At 47.6% G+C, this 15,240-nt stretch carries 13 protein-coding genes and 1 tRNA gene; 6 read left to right on the top strand and 8 right to left on the bottom strand.

Annotated elements, in window-relative coordinates:
* The first annotated feature begins 4 nt into the window (after positions 1–4).
* Positions 5–871 carry a glucose-1-phosphate thymidylyltransferase RfbA gene (gene rfbA / locus AC8GDC_RS00460; protein ID WP_506557921.1) on the top strand — a complete coding sequence of 289 codons (867 nt, stop codon included), beginning with the start codon at positions 5–7 and terminating at the stop codon, positions 869–871.
* Here rfbA and rfbD read toward each other — a convergent pair.
* A complete protein-coding gene (rfbD, locus tag AC8GDC_RS00455; protein WP_506557920.1) occupies positions 848–1,705 on the bottom strand; it encodes a dTDP-4-dehydrorhamnose reductase in 858 nt (285 codons plus the stop codon). The two genes, rfbA and rfbD, sit on opposite strands and share 24 nt — an antisense overlap.
* Before the next feature lie 54 nt (positions 1,706–1,759).
* Here rfbD and AC8GDC_RS00450 point away from each other — a divergent pair, with 54 nt between their 5' ends.
* On the top strand, positions 1,760–2,314 hold the full coding sequence (locus tag AC8GDC_RS00450) for a dTDP-4-dehydrorhamnose 3,5-epimerase family protein (protein WP_506557919.1): 555 nt from the start codon (positions 1,760–1,762) through the stop codon (positions 2,312–2,314).
* Here the strand turns inward: AC8GDC_RS00450 and AC8GDC_RS00445 are convergent.
* Together AC8GDC_RS00445 and AC8GDC_RS00440 are read right to left on the bottom strand one after the other, a co-directional pair.
* Positions 2,296–3,042 (bottom strand): ABC transporter ATP-binding protein, encoded by a 747-nt coding sequence (locus tag AC8GDC_RS00445; protein WP_506557918.1) that lies wholly within the window; start codon positions 3,040–3,042, stop codon positions 2,296–2,298. The genes AC8GDC_RS00450 and AC8GDC_RS00445 overlap by 19 nt on opposite strands.
* Before the next feature lie 7 nt (positions 3,043–3,049).
* On the bottom strand, positions 3,050–3,805 hold the full coding sequence (locus tag AC8GDC_RS00440; RefSeq protein ID WP_506557917.1) for an ABC transporter permease: 756 nt from the start codon (positions 3,803–3,805) through the stop codon (positions 3,050–3,052).
* Positions 3,806–3,837: 32 nt separating this feature from the next.
* Between AC8GDC_RS00440 and AC8GDC_RS00435 the strand changes: the two genes are divergently transcribed.
* Positions 3,838–4,740, top strand: a complete 903-nt coding sequence (locus AC8GDC_RS00435) for a glycosyltransferase family 2 protein (protein ID WP_506557916.1) — start codon at positions 3,838–3,840, stop codon at positions 4,738–4,740.
* Here the strand turns inward: AC8GDC_RS00435 and AC8GDC_RS00430 are convergent.
* The 5 genes from AC8GDC_RS00430 to AC8GDC_RS00410 form a co-directional block, all read right to left on the bottom strand.
* Positions 4,737–5,690, bottom strand: coding sequence for an NAD-dependent epimerase/dehydratase family protein (locus AC8GDC_RS00430; RefSeq protein WP_506557915.1), 954 nt, complete (start codon positions 5,688–5,690; stop codon positions 4,737–4,739). The two genes, AC8GDC_RS00435 and AC8GDC_RS00430, sit on opposite strands and share 4 nt — an antisense overlap.
* Positions 5,680–7,104, bottom strand: a complete 1,425-nt coding sequence (locus AC8GDC_RS00425) for a glycosyltransferase (RefSeq protein WP_506557914.1) — start codon at positions 7,102–7,104, stop codon at positions 5,680–5,682. Before AC8GDC_RS00425 ends, AC8GDC_RS00430 begins: the two co-directional genes overlap by 11 nt.
* A 28-nt stretch (positions 7,105–7,132) precedes the next feature.
* Positions 7,133–8,206, bottom strand: a complete 1,074-nt coding sequence (locus tag AC8GDC_RS00420) for a rhamnan synthesis F family protein (RefSeq protein WP_506557913.1) — start codon at positions 8,204–8,206, stop codon at positions 7,133–7,135.
* 317 nt (positions 8,207–8,523) lie between these two features.
* Positions 8,524–9,702, bottom strand: a complete 1,179-nt coding sequence (locus AC8GDC_RS00415; RefSeq protein WP_506557912.1) for a hypothetical protein — start codon at positions 9,700–9,702, stop codon at positions 8,524–8,526.
* Positions 9,703–9,900: 198 nt separating this feature from the next.
* Positions 9,901–9,973 (bottom strand) — tRNA-Arg (locus AC8GDC_RS00410).
* Positions 9,974–10,261: 288 nt separating this feature from the next.
* Between AC8GDC_RS00410 and AC8GDC_RS00405 the strand changes: the two genes are divergently transcribed.
* The 3 genes from AC8GDC_RS00405 (at position 10,262) to cysC (ending at position 15,234) form a co-directional block, all read left to right on the top strand.
* Positions 10,262–12,388 (top strand): FkbM family methyltransferase, encoded by a 2,127-nt coding sequence (locus tag AC8GDC_RS00405; RefSeq protein ID WP_506557911.1) that lies wholly within the window; start codon positions 10,262–10,264, stop codon positions 12,386–12,388.
* 117 nt (positions 12,389–12,505) lie between these two features.
* Positions 12,506–13,411, top strand: a complete 906-nt coding sequence (cysD, locus tag AC8GDC_RS00400) for a sulfate adenylyltransferase subunit CysD (protein ID WP_506557910.1) — start codon at positions 12,506–12,508, stop codon at positions 13,409–13,411.
* Positions 13,411–15,234: an adenylyl-sulfate kinase gene (gene cysC, locus AC8GDC_RS00395; protein ID WP_506557909.1), complete on the top strand. Its 1,824-nt coding sequence runs from the start codon at positions 13,411–13,413 to the stop codon at positions 15,232–15,234. Before cysD ends, cysC begins: the two co-directional genes overlap by 1 nt.
* Positions 15,235–15,240: the final 6 nt, after the last annotated feature.

The raw sequence follows: 15,240 nt of genomic DNA, 5'->3' as shown, positions 1-15,240 counted from the left end.
AAACATGAAAGGCATCGTTCTGGCTGGGGGCTCGGGAACTAGGCTGCACCCTCTTACCCTGGCCACCTCTAAGCAACTAATGCCTGTCTATGACAAGCCCATGATTTACTACCCCCTCAGCACTCTGATGCTGGCTGGAATCACAGACATCCTTGTGATCACAACTCCTCACGAACAGGAGCAGTTCAAAAGACTCTTGGGTGATGGTTCGCAGTGGGGTATCAAACTCTCGTTTGAAACTCAGGAAAAACCCAATGGACTTGCTGAGGCTTTCATAATTGGCGAACAGCACATCCGAGGCAGCCAAAGCGCCTTAATCCTTGGGGACAACATCTTCCACGGCAGTGGTATGGGTAAGACTCTCTCCCGCATGGCAGGTAGGTCTGGAGCAACAATATTTGCCCAGAAGGTGTCTGACCCTGAGAGATACGGTGTTGTTGAATTTGATTCAGCTGGCAAGGTTCTCAGCATTGAAGAAAAGCCAGCTAAGCCAAAGAGCAAATACGTGGTTCCTGGTCTTTACTTCTATGACGAGAAAGTCTCAGAGCTGGCTAGATCCCTAAAGCCATCAAATAGAGGTGAGATTGAGATCTCTGATCTCAATGCCCTTTACTTGGCCAAGGGCGAACTAACTGTGGAGAAGCTTGAGCGCGGAACCGCGTGGCTTGACACCGGAACAATCGATTCACTTTTGTCAGCAGGAGAGTTTGTGAGAACAGTTGAGCAGCGCCAAGGATCCAAGATTGGATCTCCCGAGGAGATTGCTTGGCGAATGGGACTAATTGACGATAAGCAACTAGAAGCTCAAGCTAAGAAATATGAAAAGTCCGGATACGGACTTTACCTACTAGAGATACTCGGCGAGAACTAGCGGAGCGGCTTCTTTCCATCTGTTTCGCCAATCACCAATCACTAATCCAGTTTCATTCTGGTTGTCCAAAACGCTATAAGCAGGGCGTTTGGCTGGTGTTGGATACTCAGCAGTTGTTATTGGAATGATTACCTGATCTGGGATGTAGCCAAGGCTCGCGGCAATCTCACAAGCAAATTCATACCAGCTGCAGCTGCCGGATGCAGTTGCATGCACAATCCTCGGATGCACGCTGGCTTCGAGATTTTGGTGAGCGATGATTAGCTCAGCTAAATCCTTTGTCCAAGTTGGCTGTCCAACTTGGTCGTTCACAACTTTCATTTGTCCGGCTTGCTTGAGGACCCTGGCGACGGTCTTCGGGAAGCAGTTTCCATTGGCTCCATAAAGCCACGCTGTTCTGAAGATTTGGTAGTCAGCACCAGATTCCTGCACCGCAATTTCCCCAGCAAGCTTTGATTGGCCGTACACCGATTGGGGGTTGGGGGTGTCTGTGATTTTGTAAGGAAGAGTGGAGGTTCCATCAAACACATAATCGGTTGAAATGTGTATGAACCGAAATCCCAAATCTTTGGCTGCTAATGCCAGCTTTGCTGGATAGACAGCGTTTACTAAATTGGCTTGGTCCTGTTCGGATTCGGCCCTATCCACTGCTGTAAAGCCGGTCGCATTTACTAAGGAATCGCTCCCAGCTAGCTTTGAAGTGATTACATCTATAGATGCAGCAGCCTCTAATTCACGCCTATCGATCGATCGAACTGAACTAATTAGGTCTGCTAGGGCCGCCGAGATATCAGCTCCTAGCATTCCGCTTGAACCAAGCAGTGCATACCCCATAAAGTGTCCTTGCTCAGCTACCCTAGTGATGACATAAAACTACCAGAGGACCAAATGAGTTTTACACCATTGAAAATTGCGGGTGCTTGGCTGCACACTCCCACAATCTTTCCCGATGACAGAGGTGACTTTCACGAGGTATTCAAGGCATCCGAGATAGCAGAAGCTCTTGGTAGAACATTTCCTGTTCTTCAGGTGAACCAAAGTGTCTCCAAGAAGGGCGTTGTCAGGGGAATTCACTGGACAGCGAGCGACCGAGGCCAAGCTAAATATGTTTCATGCCCCAGAGGAGCTATTTGGGATTTCGTTGTGGATATTCGACCCGACTCTCCAACTTTCGGCAAATGGGATGCTGTGGTTCTATCCCAACGTAATGCTCTAGCGGTTTTGGTATCGGAAGGTATTGGTCATGGTTTTCTTGCACTTGAGGACGAAAGTGTAACTAGGTACCTCTGCACGACGGAATTTGATCCAGCGAATGAGAAAACGATTAACCCTTTCGATCCGGAGATAGCCCTGTCCTTCAGTGAAATAGGTGAGGGTTTTGGGATTACTGAATTCACTGCGAGTTCGAAGGACTCGGCTGCGGGTTATTTGGGGCTGAAGTAGGACTTTGCGACCTGGTCCACTGGGCCGTCCATCAGAACTCTACCTCGCTCCAGCCAGATTGCTCGGTTACAGACCCTCCTTAGAAGATCTTCTGAGTGGGTTGCCAACACAAGTATCTCTGTAGCCTCAACCAGGTTTGCCAGCCTGCCCTCTGCCTTGTGAACAAAGCCCTCATCACCCACAGCTAACCACTCGTCCATTAGCAGAATTTCCGGAACGACTGAAGTGGCAACCGAAAAAGCCAGCCGCAGATGCATACCCGAGGAATAAGTCCTGACTGGCATTTCTATGAAGTCTCCTAGTTCCGAGAAAGAAACAATTTGATCAAATTTATTGGTTATCTCTGATTTAGAAAGCCCAAGTAAGGCACCTCGAATGTAGATGTTCTCCCGGCCTGTGGCCTCTGGATTGATTCCCAGCGAAATGTCAATTAGAGAGCCAACCCTGCCAATTACCCGAGCTGAGCCGGTTGTTGGTTTGTACACGCGACTCATCGCACGCAATAGCGTTGACTTACCAGCCCCATTGTGTCCAATCACTCCAACACGTTCTCCGGGTTGAATTTCTATTGAAAAGTTCTCTAGGGCTCTCACGAGAACTCGTCCGCCTGCGTCTGCATCGAGTCTTCCCCCTGTTGCAACCTGAAGGATTCGTGACGTCAGAGATCGTCCGGTCGCATTGAAAATTGGAAATTCAATTGACACATCTTCAAACTTGATTAGTGACATTATTCACCTAAACCCAAAACGCGACACGGCTGCGAAACCTACCGAACGAGAGCAAAGTTATGGCCCAGCCTGCGATTGCCAGGAGTACTGACAAATACCAATTCTCTAGGGTCGGTAATTCGCCGAGAATTGGCAAGCGGACAATTTGAAGCAAGTGGTAAAGCGGATTCAGTCCCAAGAGTAAGTGGGCGGTACCCCCTGGCAGCAGAGACGGGTACCACATAACAGGCGTCACGTAAAAAGCAACAGTCATGAGTGAGTTCACAATTGGAGGGGTGTCTCGAAATCTTGCACTAAGTAGCGCCAAGATCATTGAAATCCAACTCAGGTTCAATATGAGAAGAGCGAATGCGGGTACGAATAGGAAAATACTTGAGCCCATTGAAAAACCAACGATTAGGAAGGCGATGGGGATTATGACAAGATTGTGTGCGAAGTTAAGGGTGTTTTTCCAAAGAACGCGAAAAACATGGACGTGTAGTGGGACATCGAGCTGCTTGATGATGCCTTCAGCGGATATAAACGAAAGACAACTGTCGTTGATTGACGCTGCCATGAACATCCAAAGAATTATGCTTACCGCCAAAAATGGAACGTACTCTTGGGGTTGAGTTTGAAAGATCAAACTGAAGACAACCCCCATAGTGGCAATCTGGATGCCCATTCCCGCAGTGATCCAAAAGGGCCCTAGGGCAGATCGACGATAAGCCTGGCGCAAATCATGCCAGCCCAGCATTCCCCAAACATAAGTTGAATTCTTCATTTACGATAAGTCTAGAAGGCTAGGGTATTGAGATGTTGCTGATTCAAGTGCTTAGGTATGTTTTGCGAAGGTTCTATTCGCCAGAACTCTTTTTCAGCCAAAGCGAGCCCCCCGCCACTAACGAGCAGATACTGAGTGTCCGCGATTCGGGACCAAAAGTCACAATCATTATTCCCACGCGAGATCGCGTGGATCTTCTGAAACGGTGCATAGGGTCTGTTAGGAGCATCACGCTATATGCGAATTATGAAGTTTTGGTCGTCAACAATGGTTCGGTGGAGCCGGAGACTCTCTCCTACTTGCGAGAGCTCAACCAAATTGGAATTACCTCAATCGACTTCCCTGGTGAGTTCAACTTTGCCGCCATATGTAATTTCGCAACCCGTGAAGCGAGCGGGCAAGTTCTTTGCTTCCTAAACAATGATGCGCTCATTGTTCAACCCGAGTGGCTTGATTGGCTAGTAAGTAAGGCGCTCTGGGTCAACGCAGGAGTGGTTGGCCCCGTTCTTCTAGAGAACGAGCATCTAATCTCAGATGCGGGTATCGCTCTTGGCCACCGCGGTATCGCAGGAAGCATGCTCCGTGGTCAGATTCTTTCGGATCCGATTGTTTCGGGAACACTCGCTCGGGACCGACCAGTATCGGCGATTTCTTTTGCTTGTGCCGTGGTTTCCAAGCAAAAGTATCTTGATGTTGGTGGAATGGACGAAACCTTCGCAGTGGGATTAAACGATGTTGACTTTGGTATGCGCTCGTTAGCGGAAGGTTGGACCAACTATGTTGTATCCAGTTCGCGCGTGATTCATAAAGGCTATGGAAGCAGGAACAGAATGACCGATTTCAAGGGGGGCTTCCGGGCCGCCAAAGAGGTGCTCAGGTTTCTAAGAAAGTACCGTTTGTTCTCATTCCGTGACGGTTTTGCAGTTAGAGGCTAGCTCCATAGAGAGGTGTTGTTTTCCAGCCAGTTTTTTGTTCTAGCGATGCCCTGCTGCAGTGAAATGGTAGGTTCCCAATCGAGTTCGCTCTGGGCTCGAGAAATGTCCAAAATGCTCTTTTGAACGTCCTGACTCCTGCCTTCTTTATAAATCCTCTCCAGAGGATGGTCTAGGAATTCATCACAAACATCCAGAACTTCATTCACTGATAGCCCTTGACCGCTTCCTAAGTTAAACTCCCTGAACATTGAATCGCTGACTGTTGCTTGGACAATTCCATCCACTAAATCGTCAATGTATACAAAATCTCGAACTACGGTACCGTCGCCCCAAATTTCAAATGGGCGTCGATCTAGTCCGGCTATGAGTGCTGAGCCAATCAGGCCCTGCTTATTCTTGCCAACTTGGTAAGCCCCGTAGGGATTCGATGCTCGAATTGCTACGTAATCTAGGCCATGATCAAGCCTGTATGTGGCGAGCAACTTCTCGATAGCCAACTTCTTTTGCCCATAAGGCGATATAGGGTTCGTAGGTGAAGTTTCGGGTGTGGGGATGTTCGCGGTATTTCCATAGACGCTTCCCCCCGATGATAAGAAAACGAATCGATCGACCCTGCTGGAAACACAAGCATCCAAGATTCGGGTTGTCGAATTTAGGATGTCTTCAAATCTGAGCCCTGATTCCTGGATGCTGCTGCCAGGGTTAGATGAATCAACAAGGTGAAACACCACATCTGACTGCCTAATTAGGGGCTCAATAGAAGCAGTGTCTGCGATATCCCCTTCCTCCCAATCAATTGTGGATTGTGTCAAGGCACCGCTTCTTGGTGCACGTCCAAATCCTCTCAGTTCACCGACGCTCCCCGAAAACCTGAGGGATAAATTGCGCCCAATAAATCCATTTGCCCCCAAAATTAACACGCGACTGTCTGCAAGAGTTCTAGCGGACATCTTTCGCTAACTCTTCCAAGGCATTTGCATATTTTGCAAAATTGAAGTGGGTTTCAAACTCAGCCTTGACTAGCGCCTTATTGGCGGATCTTTCAGTTAGGCTGCGATTCTTGAAAAAAGAAGTGATGCCCGAAGCCATTTTCTCCACATCAAGATACGGCGCTATTAAGGGGCGAAGCGCTTCATTGGTTAGGGCAAATTCGGAGAACCCTGATGCCCCTTCAAAACAGGCGACCGGTATTCCTTCTCGAAGCGCATCAATAGCGACATTGGGGAAAGGGTCTAGGCGCGAAGTCAAAGCAAGGCAGTCCGCATTACCCAAGGCAAAACTGTAGTCGTGATTAGCTGGAAGAATCGATAGCCTGCCTTCCAAATTGGAGCGCGTCATCTGGTCCGTCAAAAAAGCACCGTACGTAATGTCATTGGCGTCATAGCCGTCACCAATCCAAAGAAATCGAGAGTTTTCAAAGCCTGGAGTCTGGATTATGCGCGAAGCAAGACTGATGAAGAGGTCCACACCCTTGCGGTATTGAACCAATCCAGCTCCGATAACCCTCAACGGCACATCGGGATCTTCAGGTCTGATTGCTTCTTCAATCTGGCGCCTAAACTCAAGATCGACCTTGGTTTTTGATCCAAAGCTCTCTGGAACTTGGCAGGCTCCTTGATGTCTTACGACCGCATTTGAATCTACTGCAAGAAGTCCAGCCTCCTTAAACGATCTCATCGTTGCATTTGACGAAAAAACCAGTTTCGATACGCTCCTTAGCCCATTCAGAATTGAAGCACGGAGAACAGAATAAGAAGAAAACTCGTGGACTAAAGCAACTGTTGGAATAGCGCGTTTTGTGAGTGCTTCCGTGACCCATAACGACTCTATTGAGTTAACTAATGCAAAGACAAACTTATGATCCTTGATTATTTTCGACATGCGCTCATCGAATCGTTGGGTATTGGAATCCCGACCATGGTTCTGATAATAAGCATCAGATGCACCTATAAAATTAGGCTTTAGCTCTCCGGGTCCCAGTGAGAGAGTGGCCACGTTGTATTTTTTGGAGAATCCCAAAACGAGATTAAGTGCAAGAACCGGAGCGCCAGTCCTACTCGTATCGTGCGTTACAATTAAAATCCAGTCTTTTGAAGAGCTGTTAGATTGCGACGCTCCAATTTCAAAGGTTTTTCTTAGGCCAAGAAGCCTGTCCCTTAGTCCAAATGTTGCGGCGTGAATGACTGGGTTCACCCCCGAAGCGATAAGGCCCCCTTGCCAGACGGAATAAGCTATTGGGTTGAACTCTCGACCTTTTAGTCCCACTCGTAGAACGGCCCACGCAATCGCTTCCAGTGTCGCTGATTTGGATCTAAGTAATCGGTCAAAAATAGACAATTCGCGCAGGTTTCCTTTCGCTGTCAATTCCTAAAGTGTCGTTCCGCTTTTGACCTTATCTGTAAAGACTACTGACATAGGTTACGGCCGTCTCGAAACCCGCCTGCCTTGGAACAATTCCAATCAAGCGCTCCAGCGCGTGCAAGGTGGTTCCGTCATAAGGTATTGGTTCGACTGGATAGTTTTCATCCCTCAACTCCAGTTTTAACAAAGGTTCTAAGGCCCTAGGTCGAACTAAAAAGAAACTCCCTATTGGGAAATCAAACATCTCGGATTCGTCGGGTAGGTGCTCTCCGCCGACAAGTTCAACCGCGTGTTTGTAGTTAGCGCTCCAGCCAATTATGTGAGGATCGTCAGGATAAACGATTCCTAGTTTTTGATTAGAGGCAAAAGCGCTGAGCGTGTGATCAAGCATTCCAGGGGACGACTTTGTTCCAAGCAGGTTTCCTACACAGAATTCGAACCAACCCTTAACCCCTTCCATTTGCCTATGGTCTTCAGATTTTTTCGTGTGAAGATGCCCTACGACTTCGTAGTCCGAAAAAAAAGATTCTGGCAAGTGCGTAAAGAAAGGTCCTAGATCTCGGCCAATGTTTGTCTTTAGGATTATGCTTTTTGCTACCCCCGAATAAGCAGAAATAGCTTGCTCCACCTGAGATTGATTAGTTCCTCCGAAATGTGTTAAAAACAGATCCGGTCTAGCCCGATTTGTGTTTAGAGCTTGAAGAATTGGAGATAGCAACTCTGGATAGTACACATGTATGTGCAAGGCAACTCTCAACTTGGATTCGGTGCTGTTTAAATCCTGTTTCGATGTAATGACTCGCTTCATCCATGGGCCATCAGGCTTGCTGTTTCTTAGAAAGTGCAATGTTGGATCCTGATGTGGTTCTAGCCCCATAAATTTAATGTAAACATTGGGTGCAAAACCAGGGATGGCTTTTCTAAAGGCCTGTCCAGATTTCCAAAACGGCCTGAATATCAAGTTCGACAGAGCTATTTCTCTTCTTGAGGCGTCAAAACTATTTTGAAAACTTTCAGCTTTCTTAAGTCCGAGTAAATATGCAAGCAAATAGCATACATATCCAAGCGAAAGAACTAAGGCGCGGACGTTGCCAAAAATCTGCAATTCAATACCTCTCTGCCGTAAATGGAAAGACAAAACTTTAGTCCCTGGCTTCTCCCATCCACTCCTTTTTGCCTGGTGGTGGTGGTTAACCAAATCCTAGCCATTCGTGGCTTAGGAATTGACTGTCTCCTAGAAGGCAACCGACTGTAAAAACCCCATTGCCAGCAGGTAGATTCTTTTGTGCCGACCAGTGCAAACTAAAGCCAAAAATTTCATTTATCGAGACATATCCAATCTGATTATCCGCTCCAGTGTTCGGTTGTTGACAAATAATTTATTCAGTCAAGAGAAAATAGGGCTTCGGGAGAGCGCTGCATTTACCGGCACAAACTTTGTTTCACGGAATAATCCCATACATCTTTTGCGGATCCAATGTAGTGGACGTAAATTTCATAGGTCTCATTAGTTGATTGCGAACACTTGAGAATCTGATTCCCCCATGCTAGATCATCGTGGTGCCTGTCCCACGCTTGCAAAGTGCCGAACTGACTTGAAAGTAATGAAATAATGATAAAAACTTTGGTCGCCCTGGAATGCGAAACTGCAAGCTGAAAAACTAAAAAGATAGAAAGAATTTGAAAAGAGAAAAAGAAGTATCTCGGTCCAATATCCAAAGGATTGGTCCCTATGCCTCCTGCAATAGCAGCCAATGCCAACGAAACAGCGAGGGCGGCGGAAATGGAAATGTTTGTTATGACGATGTCATTGACTGGTAGACCTGTCTTGAAATAGAGCACTGTATCTTTGATTGTTTTCAAGGCAATAATGCTTATTACAGTTAGCCCAACCAAAATGATAAGGGGCAAAGGTTCCTTAAAGATTCCAAATGTGAAGTACATTCCAACTGCATTTGCCATTTGTCCTGCAAGCGGCACTAGGTTGGTGGAAATTCCAAGGCGCCCTGATGAGACAACAAAAAAGAACTGGGCCAGTGTGATCAAGGATGGGAGGAAGAAAGCTCGTAGTGAAATTGCCTCTCGGAGTGCAATTCTTTTGGACAAGTAGATAGCCGAAAGAATGCAGCCTACTGGCCCACTAAGGCAGGCGATAACCATAATCACTTGCGAATGGAGTGGTTTGGCTTTATCCCAAAAAAACATCGGTATGACAAATAACTGCATCCACCAAAACGTGTAAAGACCAACTCCAAACGTCTCGGGGTCTGTTGGAATCAAGGCAGTCAATAGCATTATTAGGGCCCTGCTTGCTGGCTTTAATTTAGAAGCAGGGATGGACCAAAGTGCTAGATAAAACACGAATACAAACACAGCGAACCAGTACAAAAGTACATTTGCTTGGGCTAAGTTGAGCGTTCCCGCAATGACTACCGCCAAGTTTGTTGGAGCGTTTAGTGTGCCAGCGAATGGGAAAAATACTGTCGCAAGAATTCCTTGTTCCGAAAGAGATTGCAGCAGAAGCCCCTCTTCATTCCAAATCTGGGGGTTTAGAAATTGATCAGGTCGGCGCAGAACATATATCAGAACGGATATCGTCATTGCTCCCGCCAAAAGAACTGTGGCTATGGGCACTCTTTGTCTTTTTTTCAATTTAGCTACCTTTAATCAATTAGGTGCAGAAGACTCCGGCTGCCAATTATGGCAGACCTGTGGGTTATGGAGCCTTCAATTTTTGGTTGTCCTTAGTGAGTTTCGTTTTTGACTCGTGACATTCCTCAGAAGTAAGATTTGGACTCGTGCGCTTGGAGGGACTCGAACCCCCAACCTTCTGATCCGTAGTCAGATGCTCTATCCGTTGAGCTACAAGCGCTTGTGCCCGAATTCCCAGGCAATTTATAACTTTACAGTCAATTGGCCAGAGCTGGAGTAAATTTGAATAATGTATTCAAATTTTCCTAACAACAACGGCTTTGACTTGCGAAGTGTTGGGTCGTGGTTCTTATCTGCCCTAAGGCAAAATTGACTGGTGCTCCGTGAAATTTCCCCCTACGTTCAATCACTAGTTTCTGAGCCGCAAGGGCTCCCCAAGGAGCCCGCGCATAGGTTGCGTTGCTTTGTGCACTTCTAGAGAAACGCTCAATAATGTAGAATTTGATTCGTGTTGAAAATAGCGGTTAACTTGCTCCGGAGGATCTTTGGTCCTCGCAACAAAATGGTATCGATCCACCCCTTCACCAATCCTTATGTGTCTAAACGGATATCCCAGTTTCCTCAAGTGAAATTTCCCGACTTAGAGGTCCCCTTGACAGAGCATTACGGGCAACGGGGAGAGGACCTGATAGTACATTCCCTGATCGAAGCGTTATTGCTACAAAAGAAGTTGGACTACAGCCATGTGTCTTACTTGGAGATAGGTGCGAACCACCCGATCTCCACTAGCTCAACTTATCTTTTGTATAGAAAGGGGGCTGAAGGGGTACTAGTTGAAGCAAATCCAAGATTAATACCATCCCTGAAGAGAGTCCGCGATCGGGACAAGATTTTGAACGCGGCGGTCGTTGCTAAAGGGGCGGGGAAAGTTCAGTTGTTCGTTAGTGCTGCGGATGAGCTTTCCACTCTCGTACCGGCTAACCTGAATCACTGGCCCGACTATCCTGTGGAAAGGGTAGTTAATGTAGACAGCTTAGAGATATCCAAACTCTTGGAAGATTTTTACTCCCCTAAAGATGTGAGCTTTCTTTCGATTGATGTGGAAGGCCCGGATTTTGAAATTCTTGAACGAATCGACCTTGTTAGGTATCCATTTGACTTAATTCAAATTGAGCCGAGCGACCACATACATCGTAATTCGACTGCGAGAATCTCGAATTACCTGCACCTAAAGGGTTATTCGCTGGCCGCTGCCACCAACGTTAACTTAATATTTCTTAGGTCCCGAAGTGTCATTGAAGAAACCCCCTCCCAAACAATGCCCTTCCCATCTCACAGGTTAAGTTTTGATGTTTTTGACACACTCATTGCAAGACGCTTTGGGGAACCTGGGAGTGTGCTTAGTGCTTTTTGCCACAAGTTCGGGGTCGACTTCGACAGTCGCATTCGCGCCGATAACGGTGAAAGAAGCCTTGAAGAAATATATGAGGAAGCAGGAATTCCGCTCCACCTGATGGACCAGGAATTGAAAGAAGAGTTAGAGAACCTAATACCAATTAGGGAAAATCTTGAACTTGTTCGCCTCGGCGATGTGCTTGTCTCGGACATGTACTTTAGCAAACCTCAAATGCGTGCCCTCCTGAGAAAGTTTGACCTAGGTAACAATCCCATACATGTTTCCAACTCAGACAAGGCTTCTGGAAAGTACTGGGCGGAATTAGAATCCAAGGACCTACCCCTTCTTCATTTTGGAGACAACGACATCTCGGACTACGGAAATGCTTTGGAGGTGGGTGTCGGGGCAATCCTAACTAAGAGTGCGGACTTCACATCCTACGAACGGAACGTGAGAAAGCATAATGAAAATCTGTCCTGGCTACTTCGAGAGCTCAGGCTCGTTACCACTCGGTCAAGTGCTGACATCGTAGATCGCGTCTCGGTGTCAATTAATGTAGGCCTTCTGTTTGCCTATTGCGAGCTTTTACAAAAAACAGGACGAGATTTGGTTTTTCTCGGAAGGGACTGCTTTTTGCTTTCAGAGATTTACCGCGCATATTTTGGAGAATGTGAATACATGCAGTTCTCCCGCGACTTACTGACGAACCTAGACCTCGCCGCTTCAAAACTGAGATCAGCAAGTTCACCTGACCCTCTGTTCGTTGATTTAGTGTCTACTGGTACGACATGGACAGCTCTGGGAGACGAATTTGAGGTAATGGTTCTGATTCGCATCGTTGATTGGGCATGGGGTAGTTCAGCCCCCAATTTGAAGCGCCTTCATTCGATTTTCACAAGTGACGAGGTGAGTCATTCAATTGTTCTAGAACTTTTGAATACCGCTCCGGAGGGAAGGTTGCTATCCATTGACCCAATAACTTTTAGACCCGTTGAGTTTGGAAAACATGAAATTGAAAGCAGTCGTAGGGCGCGACTGCTTGAAGTGGCAATAAACACCGTCAAGCTTTCCAAATACCACCCAAATGTCGCTGGCCGGACCGAGGATCCTCGAGCTCTAGCCCTTAAATCATTGCGCGAGATTTGGGCTTTAGATCGAAACTTGCGGAGCGAGTTTGCGAACTCCATTTCAATGGAAGATGAGAATCTAGTCAGGCTTACAAGCGCGGAGGCCAATTAGGGGACACTGTCTCGAAGCAGAGTGGGGATCATTTGCTTTTCTAATTCCGCCGTTCCTTAGTCAAAACAGCAAGGGAAGCTGGGTTGTGGAGTCGTCCATGGTGGGATAATGGATTCCGTGACTTCATCGAAATCAGTTCTGACCTCCCTAGAAAACGAATCCATCGAGATTTTCAGGGAAACAGCTGCTGCTTTCCGCAAACCAGTAATGCTCTATTCAATTGGCAAAGACTCATCTGTTTTGCTTCATCTTGCCCGCAAGGCTTTTGCCCCAGGCCCAATCCCTTTCCCTCTAATGCATATAGACACCACCTGGAAGTTCAAAGAAATGATCTCCTTTCGGGATTCAACGGCCAGAGAAGTGGGGTTTGAACTCTTAGTTCAAACTAACCACGATGGCATCAAAGATGGCGTAACGCCTTTTACTATGGGGGCTTCTGAATACACCAGAATCATGAAAACCGTTGCCCTTCGGGCGGGTCTTGATAAGCACGGCTTTGATGCAGCCATCGGCGGCTCCCGAAGAGATGAAGAACGAAGCCGTGCCAAAGAGAGAATTCTTTCAGTTCGTGAACCAGGTCACCGTTGGGACCCGAGAAGCCAACGGCCAGAGCTATGGAGAACCTACAACCCAAAGCTTGCCCCAGATCAAACCATGAGGGTTTTTCCAATCTCGGATTGGACAGAGCTTGATATCTGGAACTACATCCTTCAAGAGAACATCAAGGTAAGCCCGCTTTACTTCGCCAAGGAACGCCCTATTGTTTGGCACGGAGATCAGATGATCATGGTTGACGATGAGCGCTATCCGCTAAAAGACGGCGAAACTCCCGAGATGCGAAAGATTCGCTTCAGGACCCTCGGTTGCTACCCACTAACTGCCGGGGTGGACTCAGACGCCACAACGATGGAAGAAGTTGTAAAAGAAGTCACCGAGCTAAAGCTCTCCGAGCGAGCGACAAGGCTAATTGATGGCGACAAAGAGGATTCCATGGAGAAGAAAAAGACCGAGGGGTATTTCTAGTGGAAAAACCCATAATCAGACTTGTGACTTGTGGGTCGGTCGACGACGGAAAGTCGACGTTAATTGGTCGACTGCTTGTTGAAACAGACAGTGTTCCTGATGACACTGTTGATGCCGCAAAGTCTGTTCGTCGCTCGGGTTCAACAATCAAGGCCGGCGAGATTGACTTCAGTCTTCTAACTGATGGACTTGAGGCTGAGCGAGAGCAAGGCATCACTATCGATGTTGCATACCGTTCAATGAATCTTCTAAACGGCAGAAGACTAATAATTGCTGACGCACCAGGTCACGAGCAATACACCAGGAACATGGCAGTTGCAGCCTCCAGGGCTGACATTGCCCTAGTGCTTGTTGATGCCACCCGTGGAATCAGAACTCAAACTCTCCGACACCTCACCATTTGCTCCCTCATGGGGGTCACAAAGATTGCAGTTGTTATCAACAAGCTAGACGGTGTTGGTTATAGCGAGCAGGTATACAAGGACATCCAAGAAGTTCTAAAAGAAACAATCGAACGCCTCGAGATCACCAATATCGAGTTTGTTCCAGTTAGCGCACTGGCTGGGGACAACGTGGTCTATGGAACAGAGAACATGCCTTGGTACCAAGGTCCAACCCTGTTGGAGTACATCCAACAGTGGGACGTTGAGGATGCAGGTGAAAACCTACCTCGCCTTGGAGTACAGATGATTTCCCGGGCAGAAAACTTCAGGGGTCTAGCCGGGACAATTGTTGGCGGAAAGTTTGCAGTTGGCGATGAGGTGGCCGTCTTGCCTTCGAAAAAAACCGCAAAGATTTCTCAAATATCGACTTTCGATTGCGATCTGCAAACCGCCGAAGACAGGCAAGCGGTGACGCTTGTTCTTGAGCCGGATGTTGATGCAACGCGAGGAGACGTTATTGAGCTAGCCGAGAAGGCCTCTTCACCAGCAGATCGTTTTGCTGCAACGGTTGTCTGGCTTGGAGAATCAGACCTGATTCGCTCCAAGAGCTACTACTTGATATCCGGTTCCACTCAGGTCCCGGCAATTGTCACCAACATCAGGCATGTTCTGAACATCAACAATGGAGAGCATGACGCCGCTAGGACTCTAAAGACCAATGAGATTGGTGTTGTTGAGTTAGCAACCGATGCCCCGATTGCCTTGACTCCATATAAACAAAACCGATTCAAGGGAAATTTCATCCTGGTTGACCGGGCGACCATGAACACTGTTGGTGCTGGCATGGTTATCCACGCCCTTCGAAGGAGTGCAAACGTCTCAGAGCATCACTACGAGATTGACCGGGACTCAAGGGCTGCCCAGAAGAACCAAAGGGCACAGGTGATTTGGCTAACTGGTCTTTCTGGCTCGGGCAAATCAACAATCGCAAATGCTCTTGAGAAGAAGTTGTTCTCCCTCGGGATGCACGCCTATGTTCTCGATGGCGACAACATGAGACTAGGTCTCAACAAAGACCTTGGCTTTACAAGGGAAGATAGGGCAGAGAATGTACGCCGAGTTTCGGAAGTCGCCCATTCTCTTTATGACGCAGGGCTGATCGTGATTGTTGCTCTAGTTAGTCCATACTCGGAGGATCGGGCGCAAGCGAAGGCGCTGTTCCCCGAGGGTGATTTTGCTGAGGTTTGGGTCAAGACCCCGGCTGAGGTTTGTGCTGAGCGTGATCCGAAAGGGCTATACAAAAAGGCTGCTGCCGGTGAGCTTCCTAACCTAACCGGAGTGGGCCAAGAGTATGAGGCGCCCGAAGGGGCAGAGTTGGTGCTGGACGGAACTGTACCCATCGAGGAAAACCTAGAGACGCTTCTAAACAAAGTTTTCTAGTGGATG

It is taken from the genome of Rhodoluna miladensis (SeqCode), from assembly GCF_965234705.1.
Classification (GTDB): domain Bacteria; phylum Actinomycetota; class Actinomycetes; order Actinomycetales; family Microbacteriaceae; genus Rhodoluna; species Rhodoluna miladensis.
This window is presented reverse-complemented; position numbering and strand designations above follow the sequence as displayed.